17 protein-coding genes are annotated in these 16,984 nt (G+C 58.5%); 10 read left to right on the top strand and 7 right to left on the bottom strand.

From position 1 onward, the window contains the following. Nucleotides 1-198: 198 nt before the first annotated feature. From EDD52_RS21525 to EDD52_RS21500, 6 genes are all read right to left on the bottom strand, one after another. On the bottom strand, nt 199-855 hold the full coding sequence (locus EDD52_RS21525; protein WP_132248685.1) for a GntR family transcriptional regulator: 657 nt from the start codon (nt 853-855) through the stop codon (nt 199-201). Continuing rightward, a complete protein-coding gene (locus tag EDD52_RS21520; RefSeq protein ID WP_165907631.1) occupies nt 852-1,988 on the bottom strand; it encodes a mandelate racemase/muconate lactonizing enzyme family protein in 1,137 nt (378 codons plus the stop codon). The genes EDD52_RS21525 and EDD52_RS21520 overlap by 4 nt, the downstream gene beginning before the upstream one ends. An 8-nt stretch (nt 1,989-1,996) precedes the next feature. Next, the gene (locus EDD52_RS21515; protein WP_132248683.1) at nt 1,997-3,115 is read right to left on the bottom strand and encodes a mandelate racemase/muconate lactonizing enzyme family protein; all 1,119 of its coding nucleotides are present in this window, start codon (nt 3,113-3,115) and stop codon (nt 1,997-1,999) included. Between the two features lie 67 nt (nt 3,116-3,182). After that, a complete protein-coding gene (locus EDD52_RS21510) occupies nt 3,183-4,730 on the bottom strand; it encodes a BCCT family transporter (protein WP_132248682.1) in 1,548 nt (515 codons plus the stop codon). Between the two features lie 24 nt (nt 4,731-4,754). Next, nucleotides 4,755-6,089 (bottom strand): FAD-dependent oxidoreductase, encoded by a 1,335-nt coding sequence (locus EDD52_RS21505; protein ID WP_132248681.1) that lies wholly within the window; start codon nt 6,087-6,089, stop codon nt 4,755-4,757. Nucleotides 6,090-6,662: 573 nt separating this feature from the next. Next, nucleotides 6,663-7,571 (bottom strand): LysR family transcriptional regulator, encoded by a 909-nt coding sequence (locus EDD52_RS21500; protein ID WP_132248680.1) that lies wholly within the window; start codon nt 7,569-7,571, stop codon nt 6,663-6,665. Nucleotides 7,572-7,667: 96 nt separating this feature from the next. Here EDD52_RS21500 and EDD52_RS21495 point away from each other — a divergent pair, with 96 nt between their 5' ends. The 5 genes from EDD52_RS21495 to EDD52_RS21475 all read left to right on the top strand — a co-directional run bounded on the left by EDD52_RS21495 (nt 7,668) and on the right by EDD52_RS21475 (nt 11,068). Then, entirely contained in the window at nt 7,668-7,964 is a 297-nt protein-coding gene (locus tag EDD52_RS21495; RefSeq protein ID WP_132248679.1) for a DUF2218 domain-containing protein, read from the top strand. A 100-nt stretch (nt 7,965-8,064) separates the two neighbouring features. After that, complete coding sequence (locus tag EDD52_RS21490) at nt 8,065-8,907, top strand: nuclear transport factor 2 family protein (RefSeq protein ID WP_132248678.1); 843 nt, start codon at nt 8,065-8,067, stop codon at nt 8,905-8,907. A gap of 26 nt (nt 8,908-8,933) precedes the next feature. Then, nucleotides 8,934-9,425 carry a nuclear transport factor 2 family protein gene (locus EDD52_RS21485; protein ID WP_243652059.1) on the top strand — a complete coding sequence of 164 codons (492 nt, stop codon included), beginning with the start codon at nt 8,934-8,936 and terminating at the stop codon, nt 9,423-9,425. A 68-nt stretch (nt 9,426-9,493) separates the two neighbouring features. Next, nucleotides 9,494-10,342, top strand: a complete 849-nt coding sequence (locus EDD52_RS21480) for an NAD(P)H-binding protein (RefSeq protein WP_132248677.1) — start codon at nt 9,494-9,496, stop codon at nt 10,340-10,342. A gap of 87 nt (nt 10,343-10,429) precedes the next feature. Next, complete coding sequence (locus EDD52_RS21475) at nt 10,430-11,068, top strand: protein-methionine-sulfoxide reductase heme-binding subunit MsrQ (protein ID WP_243652058.1); 639 nt, start codon at nt 10,430-10,432, stop codon at nt 11,066-11,068. Nucleotides 11,069-11,177: 109 nt separating this feature from the next. Here the strand turns inward: EDD52_RS21475 and EDD52_RS21470 are convergent, their stop codons facing one another. After that, entirely contained in the window at nt 11,178-11,513 is a 336-nt protein-coding gene (locus EDD52_RS21470) for a hypothetical protein (protein WP_132248676.1), read from the bottom strand. Between the two features lie 483 nt (nt 11,514-11,996). Between EDD52_RS21470 and EDD52_RS21465 the strand changes: the two genes are divergently transcribed. The 5 genes from EDD52_RS21465 to EDD52_RS21445 all read left to right on the top strand — a co-directional run bounded on the left by EDD52_RS21465 (nt 11,997) and on the right by EDD52_RS21445 (nt 16,939). Next, nucleotides 11,997-13,595: an RcgA family putative transporter gene (locus EDD52_RS21465; RefSeq protein WP_132248675.1), complete on the top strand. Its 1,599-nt coding sequence runs from the start codon at nt 11,997-11,999 to the stop codon at nt 13,593-13,595. 10 nt (nt 13,596-13,605) lie between these two features. Further along, nucleotides 13,606-14,577: an alpha/beta hydrolase gene (locus EDD52_RS21460; RefSeq protein WP_243652057.1), complete on the top strand. Its 972-nt coding sequence runs from the start codon at nt 13,606-13,608 to the stop codon at nt 14,575-14,577. Nucleotides 14,578-14,727: 150 nt separating this feature from the next. Continuing rightward, nucleotides 14,728-15,453 (top strand): hypothetical protein, encoded by a 726-nt coding sequence (locus EDD52_RS21455; RefSeq protein WP_243652056.1) that lies wholly within the window; start codon nt 14,728-14,730, stop codon nt 15,451-15,453. A 305-nt stretch (nt 15,454-15,758) separates the two neighbouring features. After that, entirely contained in the window at nt 15,759-16,655 is an 897-nt protein-coding gene (locus EDD52_RS21450; protein ID WP_132248674.1) for a hypothetical protein, read from the top strand. Then, the gene (locus EDD52_RS21445) at nt 16,652-16,939 is read left to right on the top strand and encodes a hypothetical protein (RefSeq protein WP_132248673.1); all 288 of its coding nucleotides are present in this window, start codon (nt 16,652-16,654) and stop codon (nt 16,937-16,939) included. Before EDD52_RS21450 ends, EDD52_RS21445 begins: the two co-directional genes overlap by 4 nt. The last annotated feature ends 45 nt before the right edge of the window (nt 16,940-16,984 follow it).

Below are 16,984 nucleotides of genomic sequence, written 5' to 3'. Positions count from 1 at the left end.
AAGCAGAGGAGGCCTTCTATGCAAACTTGAACGCGGTCGAAAAAGTAGCCTAATCATTGAACCAGAAACTCTCCGGTAAACCCGGGGCGGTTCACTTTTCCTGTTCGAAATCATATTTCGTGTCAAACCGACTTCCACCGTAGATGCCTGTTTAAATTACGGCCGCTCCCCGATTTACAATCCCTTTGTCATTACGGTTTAGGCAAGTGCCTCTATTTGGCGTTGGGTAAAGACCCTCAAATAGGTCATGAGTTCCGACGATTTTTTTATCGGTATCCCCGCGTCGCCCGACAACAGGCCCTGCAACAACGCACAGTAGAGTTCAGTACAGAATTGCTGATCCTCGTCTGTGGCGAAATAACGCCAGAAACGGCGGGAAAGACCCTGGGTCGTTTTCATCGTTGAAAGGATAAATTCGTTTTTCGAAGCCTCGGCCAGCGCAGTATGAATTTGGCGCAATATGTCCATGAATCCCGTCCGGTCATTGTTGGGAAGCGGTTCCAATTGGGCGAGGATTTGCGCGAAGCGCTCCATGTCAGCGCCGTTGTGACGCTGCACGGCCTTCTGGATGCTCAGCCGCTCGATCGGTTCGCGAAGTTCTAACAGCTTGAGCATCGTCATGGCGTTGAGTTCAGGAATGAGAATGCCCGCGCGGCCCAGCCGGACGAGGTTCTCACTGGAAAGCCGGACCAGCGCTTCGCGCACCGGGGTCCGCCCCAAGTCCAGCATCTCCATCAGATCCGCTTCGGCGACGATGCTGCCCGGTTCAATATCACAGTTGACGATCGCCGCCTCCAGCATTTCGGCTGCGGTTTCTGCCTTGGTCTTGCGGGAAGAAGTACTGGTTTGCGTCACGCCGTTACTCTTGTTGCCTCAACCAGCTGCCTGTTCAAGGTCAGGCCAAGCCCCGGTGTGTCTGGAACACAGAGTGTACCATCACTGTTGACCGGAGCCAACCCGGCCGCAAGTTCACGGCGCAGACGCGATGGGCTTGTTGAATACTCAATCAGGCCGCCCTGTGGCAAAGACGAAAGGAAATGCAGATTGGCCGCAATCGTAATGTCGGTGTTGTAGCCATGTGGCACGATTTGGCGCCCTGTCGGGGCCAGCATAGCGACCAGTCGCCTTGCCTCGGTAATGCCGCCAAACATGGTCAGGTCGGGCTGCGCGATGTCAAAAGCGCCTGCGGCAAGATAGGGAGCGAACTCCCGGCATGTGGTCATCCCTAGGTCACCAACTCCGACCGGGATCATGGTTGCAGCCTTCAACCTGACGTGATCCTCTAGATTACCAAGCGGAAACGGCGCCTCGATCCAGGCAAAATCAAGTTCCTCAAGAAGCGGCAGAAGCGGGGCGAAATCCTCGAACCGTTGAAATTCTTGCGCGACATCGACCATAAGACGGCGTTCAGGCCCAACAACTGCGCGCAGATGTGTCAGTTTGCGCTGCACCAGCTGCGTGTCCCGCCAACTGGCGTCGGAACAGATCTTCAGGTTCTGGAACCCGCCGGCGAGCAATGGCGCGACCTGATCCGTGATCTTTTCACAGCTGGTTTCAAGAGGGTAAATTGTGGCGTAGACTGGCAACCGGTCATGATATCTGCCGCCAAGAACCGCATGCAGCGGTTTGGATTGTGTGCGTGCAAACAGGTCCCAAAGGGCAATATCAAGCGCACTGATCGCATGGATCACAACGCCATGGCGCCCGAACCACTGCGAGCGCTCATACATCTCCTGTGTCAGCCGACTTGGATCGTCTAAACTTTGCCCAACCAAAATTCCCGCTAGCCCGCATGCAAGCGAATTATAGTCCGGCATTTCGATAATCGCCTTGATCACACTGGGCGGTGCGTCACTTTCTCCGATCCCGATTTCACCATTATCACCATGGAGCAGCACGAGGGCATTCTGGTAGCTGCCCTCGAATTGATGGTCACCCGCCCGCGCGTCGCGCAGGCATATCACTTCAACCTTTTCGATTTTTACCATCATGTACCCTAGAAAGTTTTGCGCGCATAGACGAAGGGCTCGATCACATCCCAGTCCATTTCGACGCCGAGGCCCGGCAGGCCGCTGGGTTGAACAAAGCCGTCTTCATCTGGGCGGATCACCTGCTTGGCACCGAACTCGTATTTCTCAAATGGCGCGGCCTGTTCAAAGAAATCGCAATTCTCATTGGCCAGCATTAGGTGCAGGTTTGCGGCCTGCGTCAGGGTGTAACCCCAACTCTGAACCTCGCATTTCATCCCATGGGCACGGGTGATCGCCATGCCCTCGTTGCCGCCGGTGAAGCCGCCGATGCCGGTTACATCGAAACGGCTGCGGTCCCAGGAGCGCATCTGCAGAGCCAGCTGGATCAGCCGCAGGTCGGGAACCGAATTGCCGCCGCAGATCACGTCGGTATCGAGCGCATTCGACAGGGCCTGATAGCCCGACAGGTCGCTGTCGGGGATCGGGGCCTCGAAGAACTCCCAGCCCGAGGCATCGAGCACGCGACCCATCCGAAGTGCCTGATTCAGCGAGTAATTGGCGTCGGCGTCGAGAATCCAGCCGATGCCCTGACCAGTGAATTCCTCACGCAGGCGCTGAACCAGCCGCATGTCATCATGAAATCGGCAATATGGATGCACTTTGATCGCCCGGTAACCGCGGTCAATCATCCGTCGGCAATAGGCAACATAGGCGTCGTCGTCGGGCAGGAGGGGGCTCGAGGCATAGGCCATGATCCGGTCACGCACCGCCCCCAGCATCTGGTAGATTGGCAGGCCAAGCGTCTTGCCCTTTCCATCATGCAAGGCAATGTCGAAGAGCGAGGTTGCCAGGTGGTTCAGCGGCACATACCGCGACCGCATCATGTTGTAGATCTGCGGAATGTCGAGGATGTTGCGGCCCAGCACGAAGGGCGCCATCAGGGAGGCTGCCGAGAACACCGTCATGTCGAACTCGTGTTCGGTGTAGACGGTCATGCCTGAGAGCGCCTCGACGCCGTTTGACAGGCGCAGGCGGGTGATTACCATTGCCTCGTACATCTCGCCGAGATGTGAGGACCAAGTGATCCGTTCGCCGTCGGGACCGACGGCCATCAATTCGATTTCTTCGACCAGTGCTGCAGACATGTTGCTTATCCGAAAAGGGGAAGGTTTGGGAACGGTGGCACGCCGTGCCACCGCCGGTATCAGGAACTCAGACTTCGTCCTGTTTCAGGAACCTCACGGTGGTGATCATCATGAAGACCATGATCAGGATGATCGGTAAGCCGACAAGGACCACCGCCGTTTGCATCGTCTTCAATCCGCCAAGAAAGAGCAAAGACATTGGCAGCAGCGCGATAGCTCCGCACCAGAAAAGACGGTTACTGCGAGCTGGTTCCTGGCCTTCGTCCAGTTCCTTTGTAGATGCGCAGGCCATGACGTAGGCAGCAGAGTCAAAAGTCGTGGCCAGCATGATGATGCCCGATACCGCGACGGCGAGCAGGACAAGGCCGCTGGCGGGCAGGGTCTTGAACATCTCAATGATTGCGGGAGCGACGCCTTGACCGTTGACCAGATCGACCATCGGCAGGCTGCCATTGATCTGTTGGTCGATCCCATAGCCACCCAGCACGACATAAAACAGGACGCAGCCCGCCGTGCCGAATGTCAGCAGCCCAATGATCACTTCACGGATTTTCCGACCCATCGAGATGCGCGTCACAAAGAGACCCATGAAAGGCGCGTAAGCCACCCACCATGCCCAGTAGAATACCGTCCAAGCCTGAGGAAAGCCGGAACGGCCTACAGAGTCGGTCCAGAGGCTCATGGTTACGTAATTGGTGAGCGTGTAGGCGATGGAGTCCATGCCAAGCGCAACGATAAAGCCGGTCGGGCCTGCAAAAAGCACATAGATGATGATTGCCAGCGTCAAAATCGACCCTGCGTAAGACAGCCGCTTGATCCCGTCATCCAGACCCAGGCCGCTGGAGATCGAGAAGATCGCGGTGCAGCAAAGAATGATTGCGACGTCGAGGTAAAGGTTCGGTTCGATCCCAAACACGCTGGCCAGCGCGCCGCCGATCATGGGGGTGCCAAGCCCTAGAGAGGTCGCCGCAGCACCGAGGATTCCAAAGATGAACATGTAGTCGATCACCTGACCGACGGGTCCATCAACGATATCGCCAAGCGCACCTCGACAGGCTTCGCTGACCTTGTAGATGTGGCGCTTGCGGACATAATAGATATAGGACATTGCCACGGAGGGGATGCAATATAGCGCCCAGGCGGTCGGCCCCCAGTGGAAAATGCCATACGCCTGGCCCACGGTGAACATCTGCGGTGTTCCGGCTTCGAGCCCGAAAGGTGTCCATGAATAATGATAGGCCCATTCCGTTCCCGCCCAAAGCATCAGCCCTGAGGCGATCCCGGCAAGGAACACCATTGCACCCCATGCAGACCAAGTGAACTCAGGCGCGGTGTCGACATCCCCGAGCTTGATGGCGCCAAAGCGTGAGGCAGCAAGCCAGATGACAAAGATCAGCGCACCGAAGCCGACTCCCAGAAAGGCGAAATCGAAACTGTTGGTCATCCACTTGAACGTCGCGTCCAGCGTCGCCTTGCCCTGTTCCGGGAACGCAATCAGTAAAAAGGCCGAAACCACGATGATCGCGATGCTGATCAGTTGCATCCGGCGGTCCGTCACTGGCCTGTTAGGCACAGGATTATTGGCGCTGTGCAGCGCATCCTCTACGGTTGTCACGTTTGTCTCCTCCACGTGTGCCGATTACTCGGCGGCTTTCATGAGATTTGAAATTTCGACCCCATCAATGGCCTGAAAAGCCATCCCCTCCCGGATCGACATGTTCGCGGCGAGCGCTGCGGCCCGGCCGTATTCGAAGCATTGCGCGGTCACCCGGCAGCTCGCCAAAGCCTCATGTTCGGCGCTCAGGCAGCGGCCGGCGACGATCACGTTGCGACCCTCTTTGGGAACCAGCGTCGCAAAGGGCACGTCGTAGTAATCGTCCACCAGCCATTCGGTCTTGGGCTTGGCACCATAGTGCAGCTCAATCGGCCAGCTCGATTTCGCGATCGAGTCGGTTGCCTTGCGGGTGTTGACCACGTCGTCGTTCATCAGCCGCTTCACTCCTTCGATCGAGCGGGTCTGCCGCACGCCAACCTCCTGAGCGTAGTCGATGAAATAGGCGTCCTCACAGCCGGGGATCTCTTCCTTGAGGAAGTCGAAGAAGGCCCGCGCCTGGTAGATCGAGAACTGCTCGGCCTCGGAATGATCAACCGGGTCGGTCACGTCGAGGTCGCGCCCATCGAAGCCGGTGATCTTGGTGCCGTTGACAAGAATTTCGCCGGGATTCACGGTTGGGAACAGCCAGACCTTCTTGCGCAGCAGTTCGTCGCGGCGCTCGAGCTTTTCCACCACCTTGGGGGGCGAGATCGTGTTTTCGCCCCAGTACCCGAGGTATCTCTCGCGGTCCACGTTGCCGATCTTGAACATCATGGAGGGGTTCTGGATGACGCCGTTGTTGCCCTTGGTCGTGCCCAGACCCATGCGAAAGACCGCGTCGCCATCGCCGCTGGCATCGATCACCCGCTTGGCAGCGACGCGGGTGAAGCCCGATCGCGTGTGCAGCACAAGGCCGGTCAGCGCGTCGTCCTCGGTGACCACGTCGACCATTTCGGTGTGATAGAGAAGCTGCACGCCAGCGCCACGCAGCAGGTCGGTCGAGACCTTCTTGTATTTGGCGCAATCGTGGGTCGTGACCCAGGTCTTGCCGTATATCTGCGGTGCGGTCAGCCCGCCTTCAGCGTCCAGCGCCGCGCGGAAACGCTCCGCAAAGCCGAAGATGATCTGCTGCGGCTGCGCGACAAACGGATCGGCAACAGTCATATAGAGCCCGCAGATCGTGCCTGACATGCCCGACACTGCCGCGCCGCCGCAAAAACCCAGCCGTTCGATCAGAAGCGTCGTATGGCCAGCCTCCGCCGCGGTGGTCGCCGCTGCGATGCCCGCAGGCCCGCCGCCAAGCACAACCACGTCAAACGCACCAAACTCCGGGATATCCCAGTAGCGCTCCGAACCTTGGCTTGGTTGATAGTGTGGCATGGCGCTCTCCTTGATATGCTAGAAATATATTTAAAATATATCGATTGAGAAAGGGGGCAGGAAAGCGACTATTTGGGCCGTGTTTGCGACGTTCGCGGCGCGACTAGGTTCAAGCGGACGATCCCGAGCACTGTCACCACTAACCTCGGTGCATGAAGTGAGAAGGGTTGATTCCGCCGCCGCATTGCAATGAGAGAGACCATCCTGCTGCGGCATCTCGAGCGCCGATTGCGCTTGCCGCACGAAATCACATTGACCGGGATGGGCTCTCTGCCGCCTTGCGGCACCGCGGCGTCGTGACCACCGGCCTGGGCAGTTGCCGTCGTCGTCGCAGGTGACCGCAGGCAGCCCGAAGCGGACCCACGCCTTGTAACCCTCCCGCCGACGGAGCAAATGCAGGTCGGGCGGAAATCCGACTTTCGCTGCATTTTGCGTGAACGTCTGCGATGTTCGGCAAGTTTCCAATGCGAGTACGCAAGATCCGGTCAGGAACGAGGTAAACGCTGACGCCATTCCATCCATACACCTCGTATCGGCTGCGCAATGTCGACGCGGGTTTGATCACTCGGGCAATCAATTTCTTGTTGATTGGGGCACCACGCCTGGCTGCCACTCCGCCACAAAGCGCACGAAGAGAAGGGTCAGGCTCTCGCGGCGCGAGGTATCCGGCCAGACCGCAAAAAAGCCCACCGGAATCAGCTGCCAGTCCGGTAGCAGGCGCACCAGCTTGCCCTCGGCCTCACCCCGGGCGGCAAGGTGTTCGGGCAGGACTGCCGCGCCAAGGTTCTGACAGGTGAAGTGATACAGTGCGTCGATGCTGTCGACTTCCAGCCGGGCCTGACCCAGAACCTTGATCGTCTCGCCTCCCGACCCGTACAGCGTGGTATATTCCGAACGGTGCTTATAGCGCAGCCAATCCCAGTCCTCCATCTCTGACGGATGAGACGGGCGCGGTCGGGTGGCGGCATAGCCCGTCCCGGCCACCAGCGCTCGCTCGCTCTCGCCCAACTTGCGCGACATCATGGAACTGTCGTCCAGCCACCCGGCGCGGATATTCACATCATACCCATCCTCCAGGAGATCCGTGCGCCCGTCGGTGAAGCATAGCGAAATGGCGACCTGCGGGTGGCGGCGCACAAATTCCGCGATGGCGGTGGCCAGCGCCGAGGAAGACATGAAGGCAGGCATGGACACACGCAACGCGCCCACCGGTTCCAGCGACAGGGCGTTCAACTCGTTCAACCCGCTTTCGGCGCTGCGCAGCATCTCTGCGGCGCGGGCATAGAACATGCGCCCCTCATTGGTCAGGGCGATCTTGCGCGTGGTGCGGTACAGCAGGGTCACGCCAAGGAAACCCTCAAGGTCCGAAACCGTCTCGCTGACGCGGGACGGCGCAAGGCCGATGGCCTTGGCCGCGGCCCGGAACGACCCTTCGTCGACGACCCGCGCAAAGATCGCCATGTGGCGCAGATGCTCGATCATTGTTCCGCCTGCCCGAATTATGACTTCTGAAAACAAGGAATACCCGGATCAATCCGGTAGGGATAGATGTTCCTTGCAACACGACGGAGCATCGACATGAACGCGAGCACATTCTTCAAGACGGAAAACGCCGAACGCTACCTGGGCACGCTGTGCAAGCACTTCGGTCATAAGGTTCCGGTCTCTTTCGAGTCCGGCTCCGGCCACATCGAGCTGCCCTTCGGACAGTGCGACCTGCGCGCCGACACCGCGGGCCTGGGCCTGACCGCCAGCGCCGCCGACGCGCCCGCTCTCGATAAGACGATCCAGGTGATCACCAACCACCTCGAACGGTTCGCATTTCGCGAAAACCCGGACCTGAACTGGAGCCGGACCGAACCCACCGGGGCCTGACGCCGGCCCCAACCCTTTCCCACCCCAGGACATGCCCGAACACGCCCCACCCCGGAGCGCGAACAGAGAGGGCAGGTCCAAACACCCCGAGGAGACAACAATGAAACCAACGCAACTCTTTGCCTCGGCGGCGATCTTAGCCACCCTGCCGCTCACGGCGCTTGCCAACAACGCCCAGAACAAGGCCTTCGCTCTCGAAGCGCTGGAAAAGACGCTGCTGGCGGGCGATGTCGAAGCCGTCGACCAGTATTTTGCCGAGGACATCATCCAGCACAATGAGATGTTCGCCAACGGCATCGAGGCGCAGAAAGGCGTCGTCGGCTTTCTCGGCGGCAGCGGCACCTTCAAGGCGGACTACGTGAGGGTCATAGCGGATGATGATATCGTGGCCGTGCACGCCCGCTACGAGGGCTTTGGCGAAACAGCGTTGATCGCCTTTGACGTCTTCCGCGTCGAGGACGGCAAGATCGCCGAGCACTGGGACAACCTGATCCCCGAGGCCGCCCCCAACCCCTCGGGCCGCACCCAGATCGACGGCGTGACCGCGATCACCGACCTGGACAAGACCGAAGCAAACAAGGCCAAGGTCGAAGAGTTCATCACCCGCGCCCTGATAGACCACGAACAAGTGGACTTTACCCAGTACATCAACCCGACGAACTACGCACAGCACAACCCGATGGTGGCCGACGGGCTGGACGGCTTTGGAGCCTTCATGGCCGAGATGGCCAAGCAGGGCACCACCATGGACTACACCGAGGTCCATCAGGTGATCGGCGAAGGCAACTTCGTGCTGACCCTGTCCGAGGGCGCCCTTGGCGGTGAACCGACCGCCTTCTACGACCTCTTCCGCGTTGAGGACGGCCTGATCGTCGAGCACTGGGACGTCATTGCGCCCATGCCCGGCCCGGACGCCCCGCATAACGAAGCCGGAAAATTCTGACCACCCTGCCCCTCAAGGAGCATGACATGAACCGCAGAACCCTTTTGAAGACCTCGATTGGCGCGACGCTCGCCACCATTCTCGCACAACATGCAGGAGCACAGACAATGGACGACCAGACACAAGCCAGCTTTGACACCGTCATGGCCTTCATGGGCGCGATGGGATCGGGCGACATGGAAAAGATGAGCGCGCTGATGGCCGATGACATGGTCTGGCACAACGAAGGCGACGAAAGTCTGCCGTGGATCGGCGGCGCGACCGGTAAGGAGAATGTCTTCAAATTCCTCGGCGTGTTTTCGGAGAATCTGCAGACAACAATGTGGGAAAACACCGACGCCTTCGCCTCGGGCGACACGGTCGCCGTCTTTGGCAAGATGAACGGCATGATCCCCCATTCCGGCAAGGAAATCGGCGAATTCACCTTTGCCCTGCGGGCCAAGGTCCGCGATGGCCAAGTGGTGCTGTGGCACTGGTTCGAGGACAGCTTTGCCGTCAGCCAGGCCTATCACGGCTGATATGCGTAACTTTGGCAAAGCCGCCGGCTCTGGCGGCTTTGCCCATCGCTTCGGATAGAGGACAAACCATGACGACCTATGCAGTTACCGCCGTATCGGGCCAGCTTGGCCACGAGATCGCCCGCAAACTGATTGCCTTGCCGGGCGGCGACCCCGTCATCGGGCTGGCCCGAACGCCCGGCAGGGTCACCGACCTGAGCATCGAGCTGCGCCCAGGCGATTATGACCGGCCCGAACAGCTGCAAGCCTCGCTGGCCGGGGTCGACGCTCTGCTGATCGTCTCGGGCATGGCCCCGCCCGAGGACCGCATCCAGCAGCACCGCAACGTGATCGACGCCGCCCGCGCCGCCGGTGTCCAGAAGCTGGTCTATACCAGCATCATCGGTCCCGAAGAAGGCACGCGCTTTTCACCGGTGGTGCAAAGCAACCGGCGGACAGAGGCGGACATTCGCGCCAGCGGGCTGGACTGGGCCATCGGGCGCAACGGCATCTATATCGAGCCGGATATCGAATACATCGACAACTACGAGGCTCGCGGTGAGATCGCCAACAGCGCCGGAACCGGCAAATGCGGCTACACCACGCGGTCGGAACTTGCCCATGCCTATGCCGCTCTGCTGACGCGCGACGATCTGAACGGCGGGACCTATGACTTGAACGGCACGCCGATCACGCAAGGAAGACTGGCAGGCTACCTGAACAGCACTTTCGGCACCGACCTGACCTACCGCGAGATGACCTCCGAAGATTTCGTCGCCGACCGCAGCACCGAGCTGGGCGATTTCATCGGCCCGATCATCGGCGGCATCTACGAGGGCATCCGCCAAGGGGCCTATGACCGGCCGGGTGACTTTGCAAAGGTCACCGGTCGCCCGCACCAATCCTGGGAAGATTATTTTCTCTCGCTCCGCGCCTGAGCGCGACGGACCTCCTGCGCTGCAGCGTATCAGCACCAACCCATCTATGGGGTCGCCGACGCGACCACTCCAAGAAAGGCAACAGACATGCTGTCACGACTCTCTCCCTACTGGCTCTGGGCGCTGATGACGCTGCCGGGCCTCGGCATCCTCGCAAGCATCCTGGGCGCGGCTGACGCCGAGGCCGCCGCTGCCGCCATCCACGAGGCCCTGCACCCGACCGGCGAGTTCGGCGCGCGCTTTATGATCATCGCCATGCTGGCCTCGCCGCTGGCATTGGTCTTCAAGGGCTGGCGCGGGCCGCGCTGGCTCAAGAAGAACCGCCGCTACTTCGGTGTCGCGGCATTCTTTTACGCGTTGGCGCACACAGTGCTGTATTTGGTCGACCTTGGCACCGTGCAAAAGGTCGTGGCCGACCTGCCGAAACTCTACATCTGGACCGGCTGGTTCGCCTTCCTAATCTTCGTGCCGCTGGCCGTGACCTCTTCGGACTACTTTGTTCGAAAGATGGGCCGCAACTGGAAGACGCTGCAGCGCACGACCTATGCGGCCGCCGTCCTGACCCTGCTGCACTGGGCGGCGCTGCACGACTGGGGTGGGCTTGGCCCGGCGCTTGTCCACTTCGTGCCGCTCGGCCTGTTGGAAGCCTACCGCATCTGGTACTGGTACCTGCGCCCGCGCCCGCAGGTGGCGCGAACTGCCGACATTCGCTGCACCATGCATTAACTCGAAAGATCCGGAAGAAACGAACATTGATATCTGGAGGCCATTAGTCTGGTCATAGTCCCGGGTGCGGCCTTCTCGACCTGATCAACGATTGTAGCGGTTCGCCAGATCAACTCCCTTGCCTTGAACCACCCTTCCAAAATGCAACTTGGCCCTCAAGTAGTGGAAATTCTGGAATGTGGGCGCCCACTTCGACGGCCAGCCCGGTAAGGCCATTGATAGTCGTAATGACCTTAGGCTCGAGATTCCGCCATTTAACCAGCGGAGCTCGGTTGTCTGGCGCGCCCTCAACCGGCGTTATCACTACGAATGTCCACGTGCCTAGCCAGTTCGTTCCCACTTTGTGAACGCTCTTTTTGCAGGTCACTTCCATCGTACTCGATGATGCCAAGGCCTCTTTGGCGCTATTGACATGATAGACTGGCAGCAACATCTTCTCTTCCATAGGCGCCCCCGCTTGGAAACTTTGCAAACGGCTTAGCAGCCATTTTGCGTTCGCGCTACCGTTGCTGCGCGCGTGAGCACCTAAAACACTGAATTCATTCGTCTCCAACAAATTCCAAGTACAAGACACGCCCTCCTACAAACCCATCCGGGACACACCAGTCCACCCTGAAGTCGTCACTTGGGATCCGCCACCTACGGGCTACAAGCACTTCTGAAGTGCCATCTAATATCCAAACCAAAGCATCCAGAATGTCTCCATCTGCATGAGCCCCGTCAGCTGCGAAAGCGGTTTGATCGAGGGTCTTCATCTTGTCTGCTGAACTGTGATCCACAGCTATGTCCTTTCTACCAGAATTGGTGAAATTTTGATCTCTCCCGGATGTGAGAGCCGCACAACGTGTAGTTGTACTTTTTGATTCAATACATGCACGGTATGATACGAAATGAGACGAAACAAAACGAAACGGATGCCTGTAGGTCGTTGGAAAAGAACGGTAAATTTTTTCTTCCTCCCCCGCGCGGAGACTACGATTTCAAAGAGCTGTTCCTGCGAATGGCAGCAGCTGGCGTAGGTCGGCCAGTGGACAAGCACGGCATCCCTCAAAGCCCATGGACGCCTGAACTTCTTGCAGAAGCGATCTCTGAAGTTGCGGCCAGCCAAGATGGCATTGATCTGAGAACTGTGCAGCTTTGGTTTCAGAAGAACGACAAAGGGATCAGCAGGGACAACATTCGTCGGTTGGCAAGAGTGTTTGGGTGTGGCGATCCGCAAGAGATCAGTGAATGGCAGGCCAAGCTGACCTTTGCTCAGGCGAGTCTGGTGGCTGAAAGGCGGAAAACGCGCAACGAAACGTCACCGAGAGATGCAGATGAAAACGCAGCCGACCCCGGCTTATCGATCGGTTTGGTACTCAGGCAAGAACGTACAGCCAACGGGCGAGGCAGGCTCGGCTTGGCTCAATTGTCCGAAGACATCTTCGAAGGTCCAAGATCCGTCGATTTGCCAGTAGTCGTTTTTACCGGTGCGGTTGCTCTTGCGTTGATCTCGTTTACCCTGGGGCTACACAATATTCATTACACAGTGCCGGATGGTTCTGCGAAGCAAGTCGGTTTTCTGTGGGCGCCAAACTGGACACTCACCTTCTTGCTGGCCCTGCCACTATACTTGGGATTTCTGGTTGAGGGCTTGAGGACGTGGACGCAAGAATGGCGCCCCAGGCTACTGCTTGAGAACGAGGCAGTGGGTTCGATCGAGGGCTGGGATGCAAAGATTGCCGCCGCTACTTATTCCTATTGGTCAGTTTTGATTGTCACAATCATCATCGCATCCGGCTATAATTGGATTGTGTCGTATTTGATCCCCCTAATGACTGGGGACATGGGCACTCTTCCAGTCGATTGGGGCAGAATCGCCATCGTCGATCCGGATGCCATCTCGGTGCAAGGTGCCGCAACTTTTTCTGGGATCGTGTTTCTGTATAACGCCGTTTGTGCATATCTTTTTTTCACCGGCCTCGTGATCATTCATATCGTCGTACGCGACTATCTTGATATAGCGGCATACCGAGGGTCATCGTGGCTAAAGCAACACGGGACGGGGGTCGAAAGGGTATGCTCTTTTCTTGTCACGTTCGTATTCCGGTGCACGGCGTTGGGCCTGATGATCACCGTCTTCATGAAGATGGAATCCGTGTTCTTGGTTGCAGACAGTCCTAATATACTTAGTTGGTTGAGCGCGGACTTTCGTGCAATCTCTGACGATTATATTGCTCAGGCTCGCAAGTACGACGCACAGCAAAGCGCGCCGGGGCTGTACTACAGTTTCTTTTGCCTGCTTGCTATCTCCGGGGTGTATTTCAGTGCGTCAATTAGAGCTCGCTCCGCGCTAACGCGGGCCAACCCAAGCGGGCGGCTTTTTCCAAGTTGGGCCGCGATGGATGTGACGATGGTCCTGCTGACAGTTTCTTGTCTGCTGCTCGGCGAGATCCCGGGCTTCTCACTGCTCTCGATTATCTCGACGGTCTGTGCGCTCTACTTGGTGCTAAAGCCCCCATTGGGCCATGTCCGTGATGGCGAATAGGAGGAATAAATTGGCCTATACAAGTGCTGTGCCCGACGCGCCATTTCACGCCGCTGTAGCTGAAGCTCCACGCAACGGCAAAGCGCATTGGATTTACGCAGAGGACGGAACCCGCCTTCGTGTTGCACAGTGGCCTGGTAGCGACCCGTCGAAAGGCACCGTGTTTGTGTTTCAGGGGCGCACGGAGAACATTGAGAAGTACGGCCGTGCTGTCTGCAGCCTAAATTCGCTTGGCTACTCCGCGTTTGCGATTGATTGGCGTGGACAAGGTTTGTCAGACAGGCTGACCGAAGATCGTATGACCGGTCATGTAAACCGATATGGCGACTATCAAAAAGACGTCACCGCCATGCTTCAGGCAGGTGAAACGCTCGATCTTCCCAAACCTTGGTTCCTCATAGCGCATTCGTTGGGTGCCTGCATCGGCTTACGTGCGATCATCGAGATGAACCCATTTGAGGCTTGCGCTTTCACTGCGCCGTTGTGGGACATAAACCTGTCGGCCTTCCAGCGTCGCGCCGCGTGGCCGGTATCATGGATGGCACAGACATTCGGCAAAGGACACGCTTACGCACCGGGCACGCGCGGCGAAGCCTATGTTCTCACGACACCGTTCGAAGAGAACAGGCTGACGCATGATCCCGACACGTACCAGTATTACATGAACATCTCGAAATCTCTGCCCGATCAGGTCGTCGGAGGCCCGAGTATGGGGTGGCTCTTTCAAACACTCAAAGAAACTAGAAGGTTGTCCAAGCTGCCTTCTCCCGATCTGCGCTGCATCACGTTTTGTGGTGCCCAAGATGAAATCGTCGCTATTCCGGCCATTCGTGATCGCATGGCGCGGTGGCCTGGTGGGAAACTGGAAATGGTTCCAGGCAGTAGGCACGATGTTCTGTACGAGATTCCGGAGATCCGGCAGCATGTGATGCGCGCCACAAACGACCTGTTTGCGAGCACCGGAGCCACTTCCAACGCCTGATGGGCCGCACTTTCCATCACAAGTCACAAAGACCAACGCGTATTGAAGATCTGGTTGTTGCCTACTCTGGTCAAAAGATGGTAATGACGCGATAACCATCTTTTGATCGAGTCCCGTCGCCCCCAAACAAGATGGTTGATGGAGTTCTACATGCGCTTTTTCAAAAAGCTCCAACCCATTGCGGCTGCTACCTGTACGCTTGTCGCTGCCGCCTCCGTCGATCTCTTCGTCACCCCGAAGCTGACGGAGGCGCAATCTTACCCCATCGACTGCGCCATCCTGCTTTGCCTCGCCGGTGGCTGGCCCAGCTCGCCCGAATGTGCTGCGGCCCGCGCCACATTCATCCGCCGGATCACACCCTTTCCGATCGAGCCGCCATTGCAGATATGGCGCTGTCCCATGGGCGCGTCGTTCGAGGTAGATCCCTCTACCCTCACGCCCGACCGCATCTACGATACTCTCATGGACGAAAGCGCGCCGCGGCAATCCTTTCCTGCGCCTGCGCCAGAGGATTTCACACTCAACCCTCAACCCGCCGTCTACCGCGAAAGGGACACCCTGCCCTTTTCGGAAGACACCATGGTTCACCCCGTTCAATCTGCCGACATTGACGTGTCCGGCCCCGCGTTCGACTTCATCCGCTCAATCCGGGTGAGCCAGGTGCGCGTCGTCCAGTGGGGCGAGGAATGCCACACTCACCAAGACATACGCATCGGGACCTATGACAGCCAGGGCCGGTTTTCGTGGCGCGATTCCGGAGTAGTTCCGGCCGCCTTTGAAGGAAGATCCCGTCAGTGCCCCCGGAACCTGCGGGGGGTGCTTGTCGAATGGCGCGATTATCAGGGCACCTACGACAAGGAGCAGGTCAACTACTAGCCCCGGTGCGCTGGTTCATGTCTGGCCCAAAAACTGCGACGGCATCACCGGGAGCGATGCAGTTTTCTAAAGGATCATCACAGAGAAAGAGGAACGGAGCCGTTACCACCGAGAAAACGAAAACCCCCGCGAGGCGGGAACCTGCGGGGGGGTTATAGCCGAGGGATTGCACTCCCGGGATCGACCAAACTACTTCAGGTCTTGTTGTAACCTCTCCCCACATGACGAGCAAGAAAAACCGCATCTGTGCGAACAGGATATTTTTGCCCGTCGCCGTCTCGCTTTAGCAAGCGAGGACAGGACCAGTGACCACATCAACCCTCCCCCGGAGCGGGGACTTCATGCGCCTCTTTGCGCGGACCCCGATGACAGGCGCGGCGCTGCGCATCGCCAACACCCTGGCTGGCTATATCAGCTATGACGGTGTGTTTCGCGGTGCGCCGAAAGGCTTCGCCGCTTTCACCATGAAAGAATTGCAGGCCATGACGGATCTCAGCGACCGCACGATCCGGGCCGCCCTGGACGAGCTGTCCCACCTCTTCGGGCTGACCATCCAGCGCCGCCATCATGCCCGCCATCTGTTCGCCTTCACCAAGATCTATGACCCCCACCAAGACGTGCCAGAAGCCGAGGATTCCGTGGCCTCGGAACAGGCCGTGATCCCTGCGAAAACCCGCGTAACCGGCACTCCAGTGCCGCCTTCTCTCTATAGGAGAACAAATAGGAATAATGATACGCTTTCGACAATTCAGATTTCAGAAGGGGCTGGCTCGGTTTACCAGACGCCGTTCGCAACCGTGATCGAGACGGCGAAGAAAGGCACCGAAGCCGAAAGCATGGACACGCAGTTCTTGTGGACGGGTTTCCACATGCTCAACACCCGAAACAGCCATGCTTACGCGCCACTCTCCTGGCTGATCGCCTTTGTTCGCAAGGCGAAACCGAAGTTTCAGACGGCAGAGAAACCGCACCGAAAACCGGAGGCCCCTGCCCCGGCCTGTACCGATCCGGTGATCCTCATGGCGCGGCCCGCGCCCTACGCCAACAAGGATTTCCACGAGCAAGATCTGCGAAGAGCAATCGGCAATGACGCCTATGACGGGCGCGTTTCTGAGATCCGAAAGACCTATGGCGCAAGCCAGTTTGCCGCGAAGCTGGCCGTCCACGGGCAGGCGGTCAAAGACGGGACAATCAGGCCGTGAAGCCTTTTCCCGTCATCGTCTCGACGATCGCCGCCTTCGGCCCAGGCGTCGCCACCGCCGAATGGTGCGATCCGCCGATAGTGCCCGAGCTGACCACGCCGGAGCTGGCGCAGGAATACCGCGAAGAGTTCAAAGACGAGTTCGATCAGTATTTTCGCGATGCTTCCCGATACACCGCCTGCCTTGATGCCGAACGAACGCGCATCTTTGAGGAAATGCAGATCACCGCTCAGAGATACAACCGCTTCTTGAAGGATAGCGCCACGTGGGACCCTTTACAGTGACGCGTTCGCAGCAAGTCGGGATGGTTCCCACTGGCATGTGCTTGA

The sequence above is a fragment of the Primorskyibacter sedentarius genome, assembly GCF_004342065.1.
Taxonomy (GTDB): Bacteria; Pseudomonadota; Alphaproteobacteria; order Rhodobacterales; family Rhodobacteraceae; genus Primorskyibacter; species Primorskyibacter sedentarius.
This window is presented reverse-complemented; position numbering and strand designations above follow the sequence as displayed.